The sequence below is a fragment of the Nocardia mangyaensis genome, from assembly GCF_001886715.1.
Classification (GTDB): domain Bacteria; phylum Actinomycetota; class Actinomycetes; order Mycobacteriales; family Mycobacteriaceae; genus Nocardia; species Nocardia mangyaensis.
In genome coordinates, this window is sequence record NZ_CP018082.1 from 318686 (window position 1) to 339294 (window position 20609).

General features: G+C 67.0%; 17 protein-coding genes and 1 tRNA gene. 11 read left to right on the forward strand and 7 right to left on the reverse strand.

All coding sequences use genetic code 11. The features are described from left to right. Positions 1-37: 37 nt before the first annotated feature. The 4 genes from BOX37_RS01425 (at position 38) to BOX37_RS01440 (ending at position 4485) form a co-directional block, all read left to right on the forward strand. The gene (locus BOX37_RS01425) at positions 38-610 is read left to right on the forward strand and encodes a dihydrofolate reductase family protein (RefSeq protein WP_071925868.1); all 573 of its coding nucleotides are present in this window, start codon (positions 38-40) and stop codon (positions 608-610) included. Between the two features lie 137 nt (positions 611-747). Continuing rightward, on the forward strand, positions 748-2013 hold the full coding sequence (locus BOX37_RS01430; RefSeq protein ID WP_071925869.1) for an aspartate kinase: 1266 nt from the start codon (positions 748-750) through the stop codon (positions 2011-2013). 79 nt (positions 2014-2092) lie between these two features. Next, positions 2093-3127, forward strand: coding sequence for an aspartate-semialdehyde dehydrogenase (locus BOX37_RS01435; RefSeq protein ID WP_071925870.1), 1035 nt, complete (start codon positions 2093-2095; stop codon positions 3125-3127). A 443-nt stretch (positions 3128-3570) separates the two neighbouring features. After that, positions 3571-4485, forward strand: a complete 915-nt coding sequence (locus BOX37_RS01440) for an aminotransferase class IV (RefSeq protein WP_071925871.1) — start codon at positions 3571-3573, stop codon at positions 4483-4485. Here BOX37_RS01440 and BOX37_RS01445 read toward each other — a convergent pair. From BOX37_RS01445 to BOX37_RS01460, 4 genes are all read right to left on the reverse strand, one after another. After that, positions 4469-5827 carry a serine hydrolase domain-containing protein gene (locus tag BOX37_RS01445; protein WP_071925872.1) on the reverse strand — a complete coding sequence of 453 codons (1359 nt, stop codon included), beginning with the start codon at positions 5825-5827 and terminating at the stop codon, positions 4469-4471. The genes BOX37_RS01440 and BOX37_RS01445 overlap by 17 nt on opposite strands. A 684-nt stretch (positions 5828-6511) precedes the next feature. Continuing rightward, positions 6512-8230, reverse strand: a complete 1719-nt coding sequence (gene atzF / locus BOX37_RS01450) for an allophanate hydrolase (protein ID WP_071925873.1) — start codon at positions 8228-8230, stop codon at positions 6512-6514. Position 8231: 1 nt separating this feature from the next. Further along, on the reverse strand, positions 8232-11837 hold the full coding sequence (gene uca, locus BOX37_RS01455) for an urea carboxylase (RefSeq protein ID WP_071925874.1): 3606 nt from the start codon (positions 11835-11837) through the stop codon (positions 8232-8234). A gap of 19 nt (positions 11838-11856) precedes the next feature. Further along, complete coding sequence (locus BOX37_RS01460; RefSeq protein ID WP_071925875.1) at positions 11857-12561, reverse strand: GntR family transcriptional regulator; 705 nt, start codon at positions 12559-12561, stop codon at positions 11857-11859. Between the two features lie 203 nt (positions 12562-12764). Here BOX37_RS01460 and BOX37_RS33605 point away from each other — a divergent pair, with 203 nt between their 5' ends. Both BOX37_RS33605 and BOX37_RS01465 read left to right on the forward strand, forming a co-directional pair. Beyond that, on the forward strand, positions 12765-12905 hold the full coding sequence (locus BOX37_RS33605; RefSeq protein WP_156910228.1) for a hypothetical protein: 141 nt from the start codon (positions 12765-12767) through the stop codon (positions 12903-12905). Between the two features lie 1419 nt (positions 12906-14324). Beyond that, complete coding sequence (locus BOX37_RS01465; protein ID WP_071925876.1) at positions 14325-14831, forward strand: hypothetical protein; 507 nt, start codon at positions 14325-14327, stop codon at positions 14829-14831. Between the two features lie 123 nt (positions 14832-14954). Here the strand turns inward: BOX37_RS01465 and BOX37_RS01470 are convergent, their stop codons facing one another. Beyond that, positions 14955-15629, reverse strand: a complete 675-nt coding sequence (locus BOX37_RS01470) for an HAD family hydrolase (protein ID WP_167659884.1) — start codon at positions 15627-15629, stop codon at positions 14955-14957. Beyond that, positions 15626-16471, reverse strand: coding sequence for a GntR family transcriptional regulator (locus tag BOX37_RS01475; RefSeq protein ID WP_071925877.1), 846 nt, complete (start codon positions 16469-16471; stop codon positions 15626-15628). Before BOX37_RS01475 ends, BOX37_RS01470 begins: the two co-directional genes overlap by 4 nt. Before the next feature lie 226 nt (positions 16472-16697). Here BOX37_RS01475 and BOX37_RS01480 point away from each other — a divergent pair, with 226 nt between their 5' ends. The 5 genes from BOX37_RS01480 to BOX37_RS01500 all read left to right on the forward strand — a co-directional run bounded on the left by BOX37_RS01480 (position 16698) and on the right by BOX37_RS01500 (position 20442). Further along, a complete protein-coding gene (locus tag BOX37_RS01480; RefSeq protein ID WP_071925878.1) occupies positions 16698-17189 on the forward strand; it encodes a hypothetical protein in 492 nt (163 codons plus the stop codon). Positions 17190-17248: 59 nt separating this feature from the next. Further along, on the forward strand, positions 17249-17692 hold the full coding sequence (locus tag BOX37_RS01485; protein ID WP_156910229.1) for a MerR family transcriptional regulator: 444 nt from the start codon (positions 17249-17251) through the stop codon (positions 17690-17692). A 337-nt stretch (positions 17693-18029) separates the two neighbouring features. Beyond that, a complete protein-coding gene (locus tag BOX37_RS01490) occupies positions 18030-18776 on the forward strand; it encodes a hypothetical protein (protein WP_071925880.1) in 747 nt (248 codons plus the stop codon). A gap of 200 nt (positions 18777-18976) precedes the next feature. Continuing rightward, positions 18977-19183 carry a helix-turn-helix transcriptional regulator gene (locus tag BOX37_RS01495; protein WP_071925881.1) on the forward strand — a complete coding sequence of 69 codons (207 nt, stop codon included), beginning with the start codon at positions 18977-18979 and terminating at the stop codon, positions 19181-19183. A 2-nt stretch (positions 19184-19185) separates the two neighbouring features. Continuing rightward, positions 19186-20442, forward strand: a complete 1257-nt coding sequence (locus BOX37_RS01500; RefSeq protein WP_071925882.1) for a tyrosine-type recombinase/integrase — start codon at positions 19186-19188, stop codon at positions 20440-20442. Positions 20443-20515: 73 nt separating this feature from the next. Here BOX37_RS01500 and BOX37_RS01505 read toward each other — a convergent pair. Further along, positions 20516-20589 (reverse strand) — tRNA-Pro (locus BOX37_RS01505). Positions 20590-20609 lie beyond the last annotated feature (20 nt).

The following is a 20609-nucleotide window of genomic DNA, read 5'->3' on the forward strand; positions in this document are numbered from 1 at the left end:
TCACTACAAACAGAGTACTACACATTGGGCGGTAACCATGCGAAAGCTTGTCTACTACATCGGCGTCTCCCTCGACGGCTACATCGCAGGTCCCGGCGGCGAGGTGGACTTCTATCCGACGCCGCCGAGCTACATCGAGTGGATGACGCCCGAATTCCCCGACGCCATGCCGACCCACCTGCGTCCCCATGTCGGGCTCGATCCCGAGCTGCCCGCCAAGCACTGGGACACCGTGCTGATGGGCCGGGGCACCTACATCCTCCCGGGCGAGCATGTCGAGAGCCCTTTCCAGCACATGAAGCAGTACGTCGTCTCCTCCTCGCTCGACCAGGCCGAACACCCCGGCGTGGAGATCTTCGCCGGCGATCCGGTCGAGCTGGTGCGCGAGCTCAAGCAACTCGACGGCAAGGACATCTGGCTGTGCGGCGGGGGCAACCTGGCCGGACAGCTCATCGACGAGATCGACTCGATGATCCTCAAGACCTATCCGGTCGTCGCGGGCGACGGCGTCTCGGTCTTCGGCGGCGTCTTCAAACCGACATACTTCAGTCCTGTGCGCCGCAAGGAATTCGACAACGGTGCGCAGGTCACCTGGTTCGAACGGGGCTGATTCCGGCGGGCGTCCACAAGGTGACGAGCGTGTGTCGTTTCCGCAGGCCGGGGAGGTGGCGGCGAATCCGGTGGACGGTGGCCGGTACTCTTGGTCGCTGATAGCAGCTCGATACCCGATCGTGAAGGACCGTTGCCGTGGCTCTCGTTGTTCAGAAGTACGGAGGATCCTCGGTGGCCACCGCCGAGCGGATCCGGCGCGTCGCTGAACGGATCGTGGAGACGAAGAAGCAGGGGCACGACGTGGTCGTGGTGTGCTCGGCGATGGGTGACACCACCGACGAGCTGCTCGACCTCGCCGAGCAGGTCGCCCCGGCCCCGCCTGCCCGCGAGATGGACATGCTCCTGACCTCTGGTGAGCGCATCTCGAACGCACTGGTGGCGATGGCCATTCACACCCTCGGCGCCGAGGCGCGCTCGTTCACCGGCTCGCAGGCCGGCGTGATCACCACCGGCGCGCACGGTAAGGCCAAGATCATCGACGTCACCCCCGGCCGCCTGCAGGAGGCGCTCGCCGAGGGCCAGATCGTGCTGGTCGCGGGCTTCCAAGGCGTGAGCCAGGACAGCAAGGACGTCACCACGCTGGGCCGTGGCGGTTCCGACACCACCGCCGTCGCGCTGGCCGCGGCGCTCAAAGCCGATGTCTGCGAGATCTACACCGATGTCGACGGCATCTTCAGCGCCGACCCCCGCATCGTCGCCGACGCGCAGAAGCTCGACAACATCTCCTACGAGGAGATGCTGGAGATGGCGGCGTGCGGCTCGAAGGTGCTGATGCTGCGCTGCGTCGAGTACGCGCGCCGCTACAACGTGCCCGTTCATGTCCGGTCGTCCTACACCGACAAGATCGGCACCACTGTTTTCGGATCGATGGAGGACATTCCCGTGGAACAGGCAATCCTGACCGGCGTCGCGCACGACCGCAGCGAGGCCAAGGTGACCGTCGTCGCCCTGCCGGACGAGCCGGGCTACGCGGCCAAGGTGTTCCGTGCGGTCGCCGACGCCGAGATCAACATCGACATGGTGCTGCAGAACATCTCCAAGGTCGACACGGGCAAGACCGACATCACCTTCACCTGCCCCAAGACCGACCTGGTCCGCGCGGTGCAGATGCTGACCAAGCGCCAGGACGAGATCGGCTTCGCCGAGATCCTCTCCGACGACCACATCGGCAAGGTCTCCCTGGTCGGCGCGGGCATGAAGTCGCACCCCGGCGTCACCGCCACCTTCTGTGAGGCGCTGGCCAACGCGGGCGTCAACATCGACCTGATCTCCACCTCGGAGATCCGCATCTCGGTGCTGGTGCGCGACACCGAACTCGACGAGGCCGTGCAGGTGCTGCACAAGGCCTTCGATCTCGGCGGCGAAGAGGCCGCTGTTGTCCACGGCGGAACGGGGCGCTGACATGATCGAGTCAAGCGCGAAGGCGGCAACGGAGCGTAACCACGTAGCGCTCCCGATCATGTCGAAAGGGCACTGAATCATGGGCGTACGTGTAGGAGTCGTCGGCGCGACCGGACAGGTCGGCGCCGTCATGCGCAAGCTGCTGGAAGAGCGCGACTTCCCGGCCGACGAGGTGCGGTTCTTCGCGTCCGCGCGCTCGGCCGGCAAGACGCTGCCGTGGCGCGGCGGCGAGATCGTCGTCGAGGACACCGAGACCGCCGATCCCTCGGGTCTCGACATCGCGCTGTTCTCGGCCGGTGCCACCATGTCTCGGGTCCAGGCCCCGCGCTTCGCCGCGGCCGGTGTCACCGTGATCGACAATTCCTCGGCCTGGCGCAAGGACCCCGAGGTACCGCTGGTGGTCTCGGAGGTCAACCCCGAGGCCACGCGCAACCTGGTCAAGGGGATCATCGCCAACCCGAATTGCACCACGATGGCCGCGATGCCGGTGCTCAAGCCGCTGCACGACGTGGCCGGCTTGCAGCGGTTGATCGTGTCGTCGTACCAGGCTGTTTCCGGTTCGGGTCTGGCCGGTGTCGAGGAGCTCGCCTCGCAGATCCGCGCGGTGGCCGACGATGCCGAGAAGCTGGTGCACGACGGGTCGGCCGTGAATTTCCCCGCGCCGAACAAGTACGTCGCGCCGATCGCGTTCGATGTGATTCCGCTGGCGGGTGCGCTGGTCGATGACGGGTCGTTCGAGACCGACGAGGATCAGAAGCTGCGCAACGAGAGCCGCAAGATTCTCGGACTGCCCGAACTGCTGGTCTCGGGTACCTGTGTGCGCGTGCCGGTGTTCACCGGGCACTCGCTGTCGATCAATGCCGAGTTCGCCGAGCCGCTTTCGGTCGAGCAGGCCAAGGAACTGCTGGCCAAGGCGCCCGGTGTGCGGTTGGTGGATGTGCCGACGCCGTTGGCTGCCGCTGGGCAGGACGACTCGCTGGTCGGGCGGATTCGGCAGGATCCGGGTGTGCCGGGTGGGCGTGGGCTCGCGCTGTTCATCTCTGGGGACAATCTGCGTAAGGGTGCTGCGCTGAACACGATTCAGATCGCGGAAGTGTTGTTGAACGACCGCTGATCGGTGTTTGTTGGAGCGCTGGCGCGCTCGAGGTTCGCGCCCCCGGCGGTCCCGACGATCAGGCACCGTTTCTTGCTCCTTCGTCGCGTACGCAACGGCGCCTGATCGGCGGGACGGGCGCGAACCGCCGACTGCGTCGGCGATCCCTCCTCGGGGTCGGGATGTGCGGGGCCGGTTTGTTGGAGCGGTGGCGGGTTCAGGGTTCGCGTTCCTGAGCGGTCCTGTCGATCGGGCACCGTTGCTTGCTCCTTCGTCGCGTACGCCACGGTGCCTGATCGGCGGGACGGGCGCGAACCGCCGACTGCGTCGGCGATCCCTCCTCGGGGTCGGGATGTGCGGGGCTGGTGGTGCGGTCATGGCGGACTCGAGTGTTGGTGATGTGCTGGGTACGGGTGTGGCTAAATCGTTCGAGGGTGGGGCGGGCGGGCTGTTAGTTTTGGCCGATGGCGCAACCTCATTCGCATGTGTTTCTCGGTGACCGGCTCGTTCCCGCCGATCAGGCGACCGTGGGGGTCGCATCTTCGGCTGTGTTGTACGGGCTGAGCGTGTACACGGTGTTTCCGGTGCTGGTCGAGGGCGGGGCGCGGCATGCGTTTCGGTTGGCTGATCATTTTCGCAGGCTCGAGGAGTCGTGCAAGATCATCGGGATCGATCGGTTCGCGCAGGAGTGGGACTACGCGCGGTTCGAGGTGGGGGTACGGGAGTTGGTCGCGGCCAACGCTCCTGCCGATGACGTGTTCGTGCGGGTGAGCGTGCATGTGGTGGAGTCGATTCCGGGGACACGGGTGCGCGGGTGCGCGATTCAGGTGAGCATGTTCGTCTATGACGCGGTACCGATCGTGCCGCAGGACGGGATGCGGTTGAAGTCGAGTCCGTGGCGGCGGATTCCGGACAACGCGATTCCCTCGCGGGCGAAAGTCAATGGGGCGTATGTGAATTCGGTGCTGGCCAAGCAGGACGCGATCGACAGCGGCTACGACGATTGCGTCTTCCTGGACGGTGGCGGGCATGTCTGTGAGCTGTCGGCGGCCAACATCTTCCTGGTGCGCGGCGGCACGCTGATCACGCCGGACGTGTCGTGCGACATCCTCGACGGGATCAACCGCCGCACGGTGCTCACCCTCGCCCGCGAGGAGGGAATCCCGGTGCGGGAGCGCACGGTCGACCTGACCGAGCTCTACATCGCCGACGAGGTGTTCGTCACCGGCACCTCGGCGGGCGCGGCGCCGGTCTTCGAGATCGACGGGCGCGCGGTCGGCGCGGGCATCGTCGGACCGGTCACCACGGCGCTACGCAAACGGCACGCGGCGGCGCTGCGTGGCGACACCGAGCACGGCTGGGTCACTCCACTGTCTTGATGCCCGGAGTGCGCGGGTCGTCGCCGAGGCAGACCAGGATCGCGCAGCCGGGCGGGATGCTGGCGAACGGTGGGGCGAGCGGCTGATCGAGGCAGTTGAAGACGGTGCAGCCGGGGTAGGCGCCCTTGCCGATCCCGAACACCGCGAGCAGGATCTCGGCGTCGAACAGCTTGCTCGCCTCGAACTCCAGCGGTGGTTCCACATACGGCTCGGCCACCGGCACCGGGGTGTCGGTGAACGCGGCGAACAACCGCCGGAAGAACTCGTGCGGCAGTTCCTCGGGGTGCGCGATCACCCCGCGGGCCCCGTGCTCGGTGATGTTGCCGAACGCACCCGTCCACATGACCATCAGGTCGAGCTCCGGCATGAAGAAGACGTTCTGCAACGCCAGACCCGACATGAAGAAGGTGTCGGGCGGCAGGAAGTCCGGCGACTCGGCACAGTCGGCACCCACCCAGAACAGATACCCGTAGCACCTGTTCTGTGGTGACGGTGTGCGCGCCTTGCGCAGATAGTCGTCCGAGATCACGCGTTCGGCGCCCCAGCGACCGTCGTTGGCCACGAGCAGACCGATCTTGGCGAGGTTGTTGGGCGGCATCAACAGATGGGCGTACCCATAGGTGAAGCCGGACCGGTCGCGCGCCCAGTAATAGTCCTCGCCGGCGATGCCGAGCGGACCGAACAGCTCACGCTGCGCGAAGTCCTGCAGCGGTTCGCCGACGGCCAGCTCGATCACATACGACAGCAGATCCACATTGCGCTGGCTGTAGCTGAACGTGGTCCCCGGCGGATTCGTGAGCTCCACCGCGAGCGCCTGCACCGCACTGTGCGGATCGACCGGAATCACCGCGGTGATTCCTTCGGTGAGCACCCCCACCTTCATCCCGGAAGTCTCGGTGAGCAGGTTCTCCACCGTGATCGCCCGATGCGCGGCGTCACCGAGCCCAGGGGGCAGATACCGATCGATCGGCGCGTCGATCGCGAGTTTCCCCTGATCGGAGGCGATCCCGGTGAGCAGCGACACCACCGACTTGGTGACACTCCAGATGTTCCACGCGACATTGCCGGTCTCCTCGTTGCGCGGCCCCTCACCCACCAGGCAGTTGTGCCGGAACACTTGCACATTGAGCCGATTGCGCGAATCCGCGAACTGCAACGCCTCCGCGAGCTTCGCCGGATCCAGCCCCACCTGCTCGGGCATGGCCCGCTCCAACTCCCGGCCCGAGGTCACCGAGCACTCCACCCCACCCCGCGGAGCCGCGTGAACCGGCGCCGCGAACAGGCTCGCCGAAACCAACGCCAACGCAACAATGCCCGAGAAAACACCCCTGCTGTGCCCCATGCGGGCGAGAGTAGCCCCGCCGATCCACCGTAACCCGTATAGCGGGGCCGCCGAATCCCCTGATCATCGGTACGTTCATCTACCCGTAAACCCCCGAACACGACGAACGCCGCCAGGTCGATGAGGGAGACCTGGCGGCGTATGATCGCGGGCCGTCACAGGGACGACCCGTCAGGGTGTCGACGCCCCACAAGCGCCTCTCGGCGAGTGGTCGCTCGTAGCGACAATGGGGTGAGGCCCGGGGCTGTTCGGACGCCGACAGTGGTGTTCAACCGGGTGGCGCGGCGAACTATTCCGCGCCTCCGATGTGATCCGGGCTACTGGTCAGAAGTTGCTGAACCAGTAGAGCAGGCTCGCCAGTACCCAGACGATCAGCGTTTCCATCGTCGTTCTCCTCTTGTCGGTACTTACATCATCGCCGAAGAGGGCGCGGATGCGACAAGTTGTTCTTAAGAAGCTCTAGAGACCGGCACCGCATTCTATCTGCAGACACCGGAACAACCGGGTCCGATCGGTCTCGAGGGGTGATCGGTCGGACCCGGCGGTGCAGACCAGAAGGTGGCTCTTCCAGACGCTGAAGACGCACTGCCGACGGTAACCACACCGACGGACTGGGCCGGACATGTTCCAGGGGTGTCGTGGGGTACACCGACCGGGCCGGTCGACGCGGGGTGACCGGCCCGGTCAATGTTTCTGTAGGTAGGCCACCCAGCCGCCGTGTTCGGTGATGTCGGTGGCGGCCACGGCGGCGTCGTAGCTGCACGCGAAGCCGATCACCGAGCGGCCATCGGCGAGTTCGATGCTGGTCAGGGCCATGGGCGGGGGGAGTTCGGCCAGGAATCGGCCGAGTCCGCCGGGGGAGACGAGGAACAGTTCACCGCGGATCGGCGCGCCGAGGCCGTCGCCGTGGCGCACCAGGCCGGGCTTGGGCGGGACGGTGTCCAGGGCGGTGAGCCGGTAGGCGTCGGTGGTGGTGATCTCACCGGTGAAGCGGGCGCCGAGCTGTTCGAGCTGCCAGTGCAGCGGCTGGCCGCGCAGGTGGGCGCCGAAGACCGCGAGCGGGACGCCGGTCCGGACGAGCAAGGGCGCCTCGGGTTCTCCGGCCAGCAGCGCCGCCAGGTCGACGGCGCGTTGGTCGGCGAAACCGGGGACGACGAAGGTCACGCCGAACGGCAGCCCATCGGCGGTGGGCACGCCGGGGACGGCGACGGCGGCGAGGTCGAGCAGATTGCAGAAGTTGGTGTAGGTGCCGAGGCGGCGGTTGATCGCCACCGGATCGGCCGCGACCTCGGCGATCGAGGGGTGCTCGGTGGTGGTCGGGATCAGCAGACCGTCGTAGTCGGTGAGCAGCGCGGTCGTGGCGGCGCGGGCGACGGCGAGGGTGTCGAGATCGGCGGCGAAGAGGTGTGCGTCGAGTTGCCCCGCCGCGCTGATGATGCCGGCCACGGTCGGGTCGAGCCCGGCCGCGCCCTTGCTGACGAACTCGCCCACCGCGGCGTAGCGTTCGGCCACGATGGCGCCGTCGTAGAGCAGCCGCGCCGCTTCCAGCAGTTCGGAGATGTCGATCTCGGTGATCGTGGCGCCCCGATCACGCAGGGTGGCAACGGTGTCGGCGAACGCGGCGCGGTAGGCCGGACTCAGTGGCTCGAGATCGGCTGGGCGCGGGATGGCCACCTTCGGCCGCGGGGACGCCGCGAGCGCGACATCGGCGGGCCAGACCCGGCTGCGCGGGTCGCGCGGTTCGGCGCCCGTCAGGGTCGCGGCGGCGGTGACGGCCAGGTCCAGGTCGGCGGCGAACACGGTGACCGCGTCGTAGTCGGCGCAGGCCGGGACCACGCCGTGCGCGGGAATCACGCCGAGACTCGCCTTGATCCCGACGATGCCGTGCAGTGCGGCCGGCACCCGGCCCGACCCGGCGGTGTCGGTGCCGAGCGCGATATCGGCGATCCCGAGGGCGACGGCCGCCGCCGAACCCGAACTCGACCCGCCGGCGATCAACTCGGGACGCAGGGCGTTGCGCACCGCGCCGTACGGGCTGCGGGTGCCGACGAGCCCGGTCGCGAACTGGTCCAGATTGGTCTTGCCGAGGATCAGCGCACCCGCCTCGACCAACCGCGCGACGGCCGCGGCGGATTCAGCGGCCGGGTAGGCGAATTCGGGGCAGGCGGCGGTGGTCGGCAGACCTGCGACATCGATGTTGTCCTTCACCGCGACGAGCAGCCCGGCCAGCGGCAGGTTCGCACCCTCGGTGAGCCGACGCTCCAGCTCGACCGCCTCGGCGGTCAGCTCGTCGCGCGGACGCAGCGTGATCCACACCTCCGGCCGGTCCACCTCGGTGATCCGCGCGTACGCGGCGGCGACCCGGGCGGTCACCGAGGCGTTGTCGAGTAGTCGTGCGGTCATGTCAGTCGACTCCGATCACTGCGAGAGGGGTTCCGGGTTCCACCTTGGTCCCCGGTGCGGCGAGCACTTTCAGTACGACGCCACCGTCCGGTGTTGACACCGGTAGTTCGAGCTTCATGGCTTCGAGCACCGCTACGGTGGCGCCGGCGGCCAGGCTCTGCCCCTCGGCCACGTCTACCCGCCACACGTTGCCGGTCATCGGCGCGGTGACGACGGTGGCGTCGGCGGGGAGCCCGGCGAGGGGGTCCACGGTGGTCTCGACGACCTGGTCGACGGTGCCGCCACGCTCGAATTCGCCTGACTCCTGCCAGGCTTGTCGCTCGACGGCGAAGGCCGCGGCTTGCGTGGCCTCGAACTCCGCGATCGAGTCCGCGTCCTCGGCGAGCAGGCGCAGGTGGTCGGCGAGGACGAAACTGCCCTCGGTCACCTCGGCCTCGAAGCGACCCGCGGCCGCGGCGGCCCGATACTCGAGCAGCTGCTCGGGATCGACCGGCTCCCAGACGATCCGGTCGAAGAACCGGAACAGCCACGGCGTGCCCGACTCGAACGGCGCGCTCTGCCGGTAGCCCGACCAGATCGGCACGGTGCGGCCGATCAGCTGGTAGCCGCCGGGCGACTCCATGCCGTACACGCACAGGTACTTGCCGCCGATGCCGACGGCGTCGGACGGGGTCCAGGTGCGGGCGGGGTTGTACTTGGTGGTCACCAGACGGTGGCGCGGATCGAGCGGAACCGCCAGCGGCGCACCGAGATACACATCGCCGAGACCGAGCACCAGGTACTCCGCCGAGAACACTGTGTCACGGACCTGCTCGATGCTGTCGAGACCGTTGATCCGGCGGATGAACTCGATGGTGGAGGGCAGCCACGGTGCGGTGTCGCGCACGCCACTGCGGTAGCGGTCGATGGCCTCGACGATGGAGGGGTCGTCGAACGACATCGGCAGTCGGATGGTTCGGCTGGGCACCACCAGCGCACCGGTGGCGGGCAGGTCGTCCTCGATCTCGGCGAGGGTGCCGAGTAAACGGTGCTGCGGGAGGACCTCGGGATCGAAGTGGATGTGCAGCGAGCGCACGCCGGGGGTGATGTCGACGATGCCGGTCAGGCCGCTGGTCGACAGCGCTTCCGACAGGGCGTGCACCCGCATGCGCAGACCGAGATCCAGTGCCATCGGCCCGTATTCGACGAGTACGTTGTCGTCGCCGCCGCGTAGATAGGCGACCTGCGGGCGGTCGCCGTCAGCGGCCCTGCTGCGCAGGATGCCTCGATCACGCAGCGCCACACCATGATCGGGCACCAGATTGCTCGCCCGCGACGCCGGATCGGCGCGCAGCCGTTCGGCGCCGGACTCGTCGACGGGGACGAACCGGATCGTGTCGCCGGGACGCAACTGACCGAGCTTCCAGCGCTGAGCCGAGACGACCGTCAGCGGGCAGGCGAAGCCGCCGAGGCTGGGGCCGTCGGGCCCGAGCAGGATCGGGGTGTCGCCGGAGACGTTCAGCGCGCCCACGCTGTAGGGGTTGTCGTGCAGGTTCGACGGATGCAGACCCGCGTCGCCGCCGTCGGTGCGTGACCAGGTCGGTTTCGGGCCGTCGAGGCGGATGCCGGTGCGGTTGGCGTGTGCGCCGACCTTCCATTCGGCCCCGTAGAACTGGGTCATGTCGTCGTCGGTGAAGTACGACGGCGCGGTCTGCGGGCCCTCGCCGACCGCCAGCTGCCAGCCGTGGGTGAAATCGGGTCGACGCTCGACCGGCACCGCGGCGGTCGGTGCGCCGGTGTCGGGTTGCAGGCCGAGGACATCGCCGGTGACCAGCGCGCGTCCGGTGATGCCGCCGAAGCCGCCGAGGGTGAATGTCGCGGCGCTGCCGTGATAGAGCGGCGCGTCGATGCCACCGCGGATGGCCAGGTAGGTGCGCAGTCCGGTGTCGGCGGGCGCGCCGATCTCGAGTACGGCCCCTGCGGGGAGCTCGATCGGCGTCCACATCGGTGCGTCGGCGCGGTCGACGGTCACCGGGGTGGGCGCGCCCGTGACGCAGATCGTCACCGGCGCGGTGAAACTCAGCTTCGGGCCCTGCAGTGTGCATTCGAGGCCGGGCGCGCCCGCCGGATTGCCGACGGCGATGTTGGCCAGCGTGAACGAGAGATCGTCCATCGGACCCGACGGCGGAATTCCCACCTGCCACAAGCCGATTCGACCGGGATGGTCCTGGATCGTGGTCATGGTGCCCGCGCGCAGAACCTCGGCACGGCGGGTGGCCGGGACGATGCCGGTCATGGTCGCGGTGCTGTGCGCCGCGGCGAGGACGACGGGATCGACCGCGGCGTGGCGCAATTGGGCGAGGTTGGTCTGCACGCCGTAGAGCGCGGTGTCGGCCAGCGCGTCGCCGAGCGCGGCGAACGCGTCGGTGCGGGTCGGGCCGGTGGTGATGATCTTGGCCAACATCGGGTCGTAGTGCGAGGACACTTCGGTGCCGGTGGCGACCCAGGTGTCGACCCGCGCTCGGCTCGGGAACCACGCCTCGGTGATCAGCCCGGCGCTGGGCCGGTAGTCCTGGCCGGGGTCCTCGGCGTAGACCCTGGCCTCGACCGCGCTGCCGGTGAGCGCGGGGCCCGCGTCGGGCAGGTCGTCGAGCATGGCCGCGTCGCCGCCCGCGAGACGCAGCATCCAGGCCACCAGATCGACGCCGGTGACGGATTCGGTCACCGGGTGTTCCACCTGCAGGCGGGTGTTCACCTCGAGGAAGGAGGCGGCGTCGCGCTCGATGTCGTAGACGAACTCGACCGTGCCCGCGGAGCGGTAGTCGACGGACTGGGCGAGCAGCCGTGAGGTCGACAGGAGTTCCTCGGTCAACTCCTCGGTGAGTCCGGGGGCAGGTGCTTCCTCCAGGACCTTCTGATTGCGGCGCTGCAGCGAGCAGTCCCTGGTGCCGAGGGAGACCACGCGGCCGTGTCCGTCGCCGAACAACTGCACCTCGACGTGGCGCGCCTTGGCGACGAACCGCTCCAGAAACACCCCGGCGGCGGCGAAATTCGCGGCGGCAAGGCGCTGGACCCGGGTGAACGCGGTCCGCACCTCGTCGGCGTCATGACAGGCCTGCATGCCGATGCCGCCGCCGCCACCGACAGCCTTGAGCATCACCGGCAAGCCGGTCCGCTCGGCCTCGGCCACGGCGTGCTCGGCCGAATCCAGCAGTCCCGAACCCGGAATCAGCGGGACGCCGACCGCACGCGCGGCCTCGCGTGCGGTGTGTTTGTCGCCGAACACTTTCAGCTGCTCCGGCGTCGGACCGACGAAGGCCAGTCCCGCCTCGGCCGCCGCGGTCGCGAATTCGGCGTTCTCGGAGAGGAATCCGTAGCCGGGATGGATCGCGCCCGCCCCAGTGACCAGGGCGGCCTCGATGACACGATCGGCCAGCAGGTAGGACTGGGCGGCCGGGCCGGGCCCGAGCAGGACCGCGGCGTCGGCGTGGCGGACGTGTGGGGCGGCGGCATCGGCCTCGGAGTAGACGGCGACCGTCTTCAGCCCCAGCTCGCGCGCGGAACGGATGATGCGGCAGGCGATCTCACCGCGATTGGCGATGAGCACCGTGTCGAAGTGCAAACTCACTACCTCGCTCCTTGGAAGACTATTCGGCCATCGACATGGCGGCGATCGCGCGGGAGATCCGCTCGAGGACCACATCCAGCGATTCACCGATGTGGGTGTGCAGGAGTTGGTAGCCCAGTGCCAGTTCGTCGGCCAGGATCGCGTCGAGGATGCCGAGGTGCTCGGAGATGGTGGTCTCGATGCGGTTGTTGACCATGAAGTCGTACATGCGGACGTGGCGGATCCGTGAGTTCACCGACAGTAGCGCTCGCACCATCTCGGCATTGCCGGCCGAGGTGAGCAGCGCGACGTGGAACTCCTCGTCGACCACGACGAACCCCGGCTGCTGCTCCGGCGGATCGGCCTGCAGCGTCAGCCAGCGCTCGCGTTCGGCCAGCAGCAGCGCGCGGTCATGGGTGAGGTCGGGGTTGGTCATGATCCGGGCCACGCCGCCCAGCTCGAGCGTCAGCCGCAACTCGTACAGATCGCGGATGCGCGGCACACTGGGACGGACCGGGCTGAAGCCGAACTCCTCGCGTTGCAGCAGCCCGTCGGAGCAGAGCATGGTCAGTGCCTCGCGCACCGGCGTCCGGGAGATCCCGAATCGGGTGGACAGTTTGGGTTCGGTGAGCCGCTCGCCGAACTTGATCCCGCCGTTCATCAGCTCGCCGCGCAAGGTCTCGTAGACCACGTCCCGCAGCGGTTTACCGGTGGCCTCGGCCGGTGTCTCCATCGATGTCGACATGCCTGTATACGCTATTGACCTCGCGTTTCTCGGCGGTGACCCCACGTTATGAACAGGTAAGCAGGACCTCACAGCTCACCTCACCGCGAGGTCACGGCGTAGGAGAGCAGAACTCAACCTTGCGCAACACCGGAGAACCCTGGCTGACACATCCCCGACCCAGGCTGGTTGAGGAATTCCGCCGCCACAAGGAAGGGCGATCCATGAACGACCCCCACATCGTGCTGCTCGCCCTGATCGTCGGCCTGCTCACGGTCATCGCCCTGACCGTCTGGTGGCCCAACCCCGCCGAGCGCGACAACCCCCACCCCGACCCCACCGAGGCCCCCGAACCACGCCCCTGACCCGACACAGCGAAAAGCCCCTGACCAGCGAACTGATCAGGGGCTCTTCGGTGTCTCAACCAACACGTCGGGGTGACAGGATTTGAACCTGCGACCTCTTCGTCCCGAACTATGGAGTTCCGTAAAAGACCAGTTCAGGGCGATTCTTGGTCGTGTTGGCATTGTTGGCTGACCTGCGGGTCTGTTGTTGGCGCGGTTGGGTGGCGCGGGGGAGCTGGGGCGCTGCTGCGTACCGTCTGCGTACCGTCTGCGTACCGGCTGTCGGTACGCACGCGGGTCGCGCTTTCTCGGCTGCCGGGCTTGGGAGGTACTGCCGCACGAGCTTCGCTCGCTTGCCTCCAAGGATCTATCTGCCGCGGTTCGGTCGGTCGGCTGCATCCCCAACTGTTTCTTTGGCCCTTCCTCCGAAGGCAAAACGAGTGCAGGCGGTGGGTTGCTCAAGGGTGGCCGCAGGCCATCGGCGCAGCCGACGCGACGCAGGAGCGCCCTTGAACTGCCCGCCGTCTGTGCTCACGATGAGACGCCGAGGAAGGGCGAACCTCTCATGGTTTCGGTAGTCCGGCAGCCGGTTTGGCCGTGGCACAAAGTAGCGAAAACCCCGCGAAAACCCCGCACCAACTTGTGACGTCGCCGCGACACGAAAACCACCACCCGATTAGTGGTGTGAGCTGGGCTTTAGGGCGGGATTTCTGCTCACTCCCCACCCCCACCCAGTTCGACATCTCATCACCCACTTCGTGTCCAATGAGATGTCGAACTGGGTGGGGGTGGGGAGCAATCAGAAATCAAAGATCAAATAAGAGATGGGTGGGGTGGTGGTTGAGAGAAAGAGAAGTGGTGCAGTGAGGTGGTATCGGTGGGTTTGCGAGGTGGTTGTGTTGTGAGTCGGTGTCGGTGGTGTAGTCAGGTGTGTGGCTGGCGGTCTAGTGCCGCGGCTGTTGTGGTTGGTGCGGTGCGTAGTGCGCGTGTCGGTGGGTGCGTGGTGGCGCGGTTCGCGTAGCGGTCTGGGCAAGATGGCGCGGTGCGGTCAGGCGGGGGTATCGCGGCCGGGGGCCGCGCGGTCCTTCGCGGGGGCGTCGTGTCGGTCTCTCGCGGCGTGGCCTGCTCGATGGCAATCACAACGACAACGAGCATCAAGGGCGCCTGCGGCGTCGGCTGCGCCGATGGCTACGCAACCCTCGACGCCCGTCGCCGTAGTGATCGAGTTGCCATCAGGCCACACCGAGAGGGACAGAAACCACACAGACCGGCTGTCGCTACGGATCGAGATCGCGCCGAGGGGCGCGGAAGGGCATTCCGCTCGCCGCGGGGGCAGGCCGCCCAAAAGGGTGGGCAGACAACAACCGGCTGACGTGCGGTTATTGCTGGAGACGAGAGCGGTGACGGGAGAGTGCACGGTCCCCGAGTAGATGTAGTGGCATGACGCTTTACGACCTGTTGAAGATTCCACGCTCGGGAAAAGACCGAGTTGAAACGCTGGACGAGTTCCTGGCCGACCCGCGAGTTGCCCAACTGCAATGGCCGAGGGATGTCGTGGATCAATGGCTATGGGAGCACGGCGATAACCCGGAGTTCCTCGACGACTACGGCACCTTGGCGTTGGAGGCGGTGCATTGGACTCTGGAGCTGCGTCCGCTAACAGAGTTGGTGCATGTACCAACGGGTCCGAGTGACGGCGATGTGTTGGAGATAAACGCGAAGTCCCACGAGCATTGGGTTCGAGGGCGTCTACCCGAGGTCATGGAAGCGTGGGAGACGGACGGAACGTGGCTGCGGCCACCGATTCTCATCGCCCGCGCCTTGCTCGACCCACCAGCCAGCGGTCTCCAGGTCGTTGAAGGCCGGACCCGTATGGGTGTACTACGCGGCCGTCATCGTGCCGGACTCCATGTCGCGGGCCGTCACAGTGTCTGGGTAGGGCGCTAGTCGCGCAATCACTGCTCTATAAGGCAGTTTGGCGGTTGCCGGGCAAAACCCCGCCACTCAGGGTAAGCGAATGAGCAGGTAGCGAGCGATTTCCGGGCGTACTGGGTGGCCACGGATTCGTGACTACACGGCGAGGGCATCCAGTAGCTCGAGCATCGATGTAATCGTGGACTCTGGCTGAAGGCTGGCGAACCGCTCGGCCTTGCCTGATTTATTTGCCAGCGCGACGCACGAGACACCAGCAGAGTGCCCGGCTACAACATCTGACATCGAGTCACCGACGAACAGCGCGTCATCGGGCTGCACCGACAGCTGCCGCAGCGCGGTTGTGAGCAGGAACGGACTGGGTTTTAGGAGGTCAACTCGAGTACCTGGCCGACCGACGATCACGCCCACGGTAGATCGAAGCCCCAGGCGCCGAAGGTAGCGATCCGCCGCTGCCGCCGAGTTGTTCGTTACGACGCCAACCCGGTACTTCCGTGCGGAAAGCGCACGTAGGACTTCCTCCGCGCCTGGGGTTGGATCGGCGGTATCCACCGCGGCGCATTCAAGGTCGCGGAACCTCGCTTCGATCGCGACCAGTGACTCGCCGTCGCGGTGGTCGGCAGCATGACGCAGAACATCAAACGGGTCGTTTGCTGCGCGGACTGACTGCGGCAGGTGTTCGGCACCGGCGATGGCAACTAGCTCCGTCGCTACCTGCAGGTCGGTGATTGAGCTGAATACTGCGCAGATTGGCCCGTCGAAATCCAACAGAACCGTCCTGCGTGCACGCAGAAGTTCGGCCAGCGGGCTCACGCGTCGTAGTCCTTGGCCACCGAAGTCCAGATGCTGTCGAACCACAGCTGTGATTGCGCAACGAACTGGCTGCCTGTCGAATCAGGATCGTTCGTGGAGCTGAACTCGAACAGCGTGGCGTCCTTGCCCATGAGGTCCCATATCGCCGTTGTTGCCCCGTTCAGCGGCACCTCGTGCTCAACAACGGGGTAGTACCCGAAGAACGCGGTTGCCCTGTTGAACAGATACAGCTTGAACTGGGGCGGTGCTGGCCAAACACGCACAGATGCGGATGCACTTGAGACCAGGCCGAGGCGACCGAGTTCCAACACGGTGTCGATGACGGCGAGGGCGTGCCGCTCCATGATCCTGTTCGCCCGGCGGCGGAATGCGGGACTGTCGGCCAGAGTGCCTACCTCGGCGGGGAGCGCCCACGGGACCGCATCGTCAGGAACGAGCAGACGGACCGACAGGGTTTCGGGACGAAGGCGGCCATGTCGGATCTTGTCGAGCGGTTCGGCAATCGCGCCGTTCAACGTCTCGCCGGAGAACCCGGCGAAATCGATCGTGACGTTGGGTTCTTCGAATGCTCTTTCGAGATGCGGACGCAGGCCAACTGGCCGCTCGGTTCGCTCGCGCACGAAGACGCCGCTGCCCTGTCGCGACACGACGAGCCCGTCATCCCGTAGCACTCGGATCGCTTGCTGAATGGTCATTCGGGCCACGCCATACCGCTGCGCGAGTACCGGGCCTGACGGCAGCTTTTCGCCGGGCTCGAATGTGCGGGTCAGGATCGCGGCGCGCAGGGCGTTGGCCACCTGCTGATACGGGGGACGGGGGTCGTCCGGGTCGAGTTCATCCATATGTCCAGCGTATCGAGGTTCTGCGAATTGGCCTAGGCAAGCTAGGCCGAAATGCTTGTGTTGGCGGGCGTGGACGAGTTACGATGAAGTTGGCTAGTCAAGCTAGGCAACTAGCCAGGCTAGACAAAAACTCCCCCGCCGTTGAAGCGGCAGGGGAGCCCTCACCGGAGGCGAGTTCGCACCTCGCTCCGGCATCACTTCCCATCCCTCACAAGGAGTCAGAAGCATGTCCAGTGTAGATCCGTCTTCGCAGTCCAGCACCACCGGCAACGGCTACTCCCGTTGGTTCGGTACCGGGCTCGGCGGAGACGCCATCACCACCGAGCACGAGCGCAACACCATGACGAACCGGCAGCTGCAAGAGCAGTTCGGGCGCGGCACCGCCGCATACGCCGAGCGTTCCGGCGCCCGCAGCGAGGTCCGTCCCGCCGCGCCGGAGGTTGAATACTTCAAGGTCAACGGCCTGTACATGGCTACCGACGGAATCGATATCGAGCCCGCCCAGCGCGCCGAGTTGGACGACATCGCCCAGAACGGCACCGTGCAGGACAACGGTCGTGTCCGGTTCGGCTACCACGCCGATCTCGCCGAAGCCGACCTGGTGACGATGCCGACCGAACAGCCCGCCCGCAGCGCGCTTGCCGCCTACGTCGGTTCGGGCAACGCTCTCGCCGACGCCGTCACCCGTCAGGCCGAGCGAGACGGGCACGACCGGTGACCGCCGCAATCCGGAAGGGCCGTCACCAGAGCGCGGCGAATGAACGACTGCGAGATGCGGTGTTCAATGCGCGGCTGACGCCGAATCAGCTGGCCGAAGTGGTCCAGGTCGACCCGAAGACCGTGCAGCGGTGGATCGGTCAAGGCCGTATTCCGTACCCGGTGCATCAGCACTCGATCGCTGTCGCGCTCGGCGTTCCGGAGCACGAACTCTGGCCCGACACCTTCCAGCAGAGCCGGTACCTCACCGCGAATCGTGCACCGAACCGCCCGCCGGTCGTGCCCGAGGAGTACGGCGAAGAACTCGGCGGCCCCCCACCGGATGGCCGGGTATATCAGGCCATTGACTTCATGGAGCCGCGAGAGCGGATGCGTGAACTCATGAGCTGGGCGCCCGCTCCTGCCGCCCGCTCGGCCCTGGCCGACTACCGCGGCTCCGGTAACGCGCTCGCCGACGCGGTAGCACGCCAGCAGGGCACCCGCGAAGCCGACTACGACCGGTAGCCAGCCGACCGCGAGTCTCGTGCCGCATCGGCCATCGATGCCCGCGCGGCACGAGCCTCCTACCGCCCGCCGGTTATGCCGGCAAAACCCCGCCGCCGCCCTCGCGGCACTCAGTCCCATTGCCCGGCAAGCTGTTTCGGCTTGCCTGTTCAGGGAGCACACCTATGCCTATCAAACTTCGGCGGGCGACCGCCGGACACCGCGTAGACAGCCGCATTTCGTGGCTGGACACCCGGTGTCAACCGCTGGACACCGCGACTCGGCCCGTCCAGTCGACTGTCTACCCCGCCCGCAGCGGGACCACCGACACCGCTTCGCAGCGAGAGGAGAACCCACGATGACACGTCACATTCTCGGTGCCCGCGACATGACCGGGTTGACGATCCTCGCCCAGATGTACGGCGCACCGATGGATCTGGTCGCGTCTATGCACAGCGTCAGCATGCGCTCGGCATACCGGATGGCGCAGCGCTGGCGCGATACCGGGATGGTTAGCGGGCTCAACGTCCGACCGGTCCCCGGTCCGGCGTGGGTGTTTCCCACCCGCACGACCGCTGAGTCGTTGCTCGGGTTCGAGGTGCGGCACTGGGCTCCGTCGCCGAAGCAAGCGGCGCATGTCGCGGCGGTGTTCGCCGTCCGTACCGCGTTGACCGGCCTGGACCTTGACCGGTGGACCTCGGAACGTGTGCTGCATTCCGAGGTCGGTGCCACCGAGGCCGGTAAGCGGCGGCCCCACATCCATCACGGCCGCTACAGCACCAGATCAGGCGAGTTGTGGGCCGTGCAGGTCGAGTTGATCCGCAAGGCCCCATCGGTGACGAAATCGGCCATGTACCGGGCGTTTCAGGCCGCGCAGGCCGCCGGATGCGACGGCCTGGTCTTCTACTGCCGAGGCGAGCCGGTGAAGCGCGCGGTTCGGGAGGCAGCCGCGGGCCTGGACCTGACCGGCGGACCGCGTATGCGGTTGGCCGACCTGGACGAATTGCTGGCGCGTCCGGTCTCCCCGGCCGAGCAGCGGCCCGACCTGACCGTCATCCCCGGCGGCGCAGCTACCGCCGAGCACGGCAAGGCGGCATCGCTGTGAGTAGACGCCGCCTGACACCAGCGTCCGGCCGACCGGACACCAGTAGACAGCCACTCAACACCACTGGACAGCAAGTAGACACCGCGCCGACCGGACTAGACGACCGCGCCGGAACGCCGCTCACCGACTGGACACCAGTAGACGACCTCCCCGCCGACGACTCGACGTCGCGTACTCATCGAACCGAGGAGAACACCACGATGGACACCACCAGTGACCGATACCTCCAAGCCAAGGACTGCGAAGCCCTGACCGGAATCCCCGCGGGAACGTGGCGGTACTGGGCGCACATCGGCTCAGGTCCGGTGAGCTTCAAACTCGGTCACCGCCGCGTCTGGCGCGAGTCCGTGATTCTGGCGTGGATCGCTAAGCAGGAGCAGGCCACCGCGACCGGCGGAGCTGCTTGACCATGGCCGCACGACGGAACCGCCGCGCCGGAGTCGAAGACCTCTGGACCAAGGACGAACGCCAGCCGGACGGCACGGTGCGGCGCGTTCCGTCCAAGCTCTACGGCAAGGGGAAGCGCTGGCGCGCTCGCTACGTCGATGACGACGGGCACGAGCACTCCATGCGCTTCGCCAGGAAGACAGACGCACAGACCTGGCTGGACGGGCAGGTGAGCACCATCGTGCAGGGGAGTCACGTCGCGCCGTCCTCCGGCCGCGAGGTGATCGCCGAGGCGGGTAAGCGCTGGCTCGACGTCCAGGCGCACCTGAAGGAGACGACCAGTTCCACGCGGGACTACACCTGGCAGGCGCACGTCCTTCCGCGCTGGGGTACCAAGAGCCTCAAGGACATTCGGAAGACGCACGTTCAAGCGTGGATCGCCGAAATGGTCGCCGCGGGGGTCGGTGTACCCACCATCGAGAACGCGGTGGGGATGCTCCGCATGATTCTCGAATCGGCGGTGGATGACCGGCAGCTGCCGTCGAACCCGTGCGCCGGGGTGAAGCTTCCGCGACGGCAGCACCGGCCGCACGGTTACCTGACTCACGACCAGGTCGAGCAGCTCGCTCGCGAGGTCGCCGAGCAGGGGACCGTGATTCGGTTCCTCGCTTACACCGGCCTTCGGTGGGGCGAGATGGCAGCGTTGAAGGTGTCGAACTTCGACATGCTTCGGCGCCGGGTGAACGTCCTCGAGGCGGTGGCCGAGGTGCGTGGGCGGTTGGTCTGGTCGACGGCGAAGAACCATGAGCGGCGGTCGGTGCCGTTCCCGGAATTCCTCGCCGTCGACCTGGCCGCGCTGATGGTCGGGCAGAGTCGCGATTCGCTGGTGTTCCGGTCGGTGAAGGGGAAGACGCTGCGGGTATCGACGTATCGCCCGCGGGTGTTCGACAAGGCCGTCGAACGTCTCCAGGTGGCGGCCCGCGAGGCTCGGGCGGAGGAGTTGAAGAGCGGCCAAGGTCTCAGGACGCCTGAGTACCCGTCGCTTACTCCACACGATCTTCGGCACACCGCCGCCTCGCTCGCGATAAGCGCCGGCGCGAATGTGAAGGCGATTCAGACCATGCTCGGGCACAAGTCGGCGGCGCTCACGCTCGACACGTACGCGGACCTGTTCCCGGACGATCTGACCGCGGTCGCGGAAGCGCTTGACCTCGCGGCGCGTACCGCCCGAGCGGGCACTGCGTACCCACTGCGTACAGTCCCCGGAGCGGGGGAGTAGACGACCCCGAACAGCAAAGAACCCCTGACCAGGAATCCCAGGTCAGGGGTTCTTTTGTGTCTCAACCAACACGTCGGGGTGACAGGATTTGAACCTGCGACCTCTTCGTCCCGAACGAAGCGCGCTACCAAGCTGCGCCACACCCCGTGAGGCGAACCTGAAGTAGC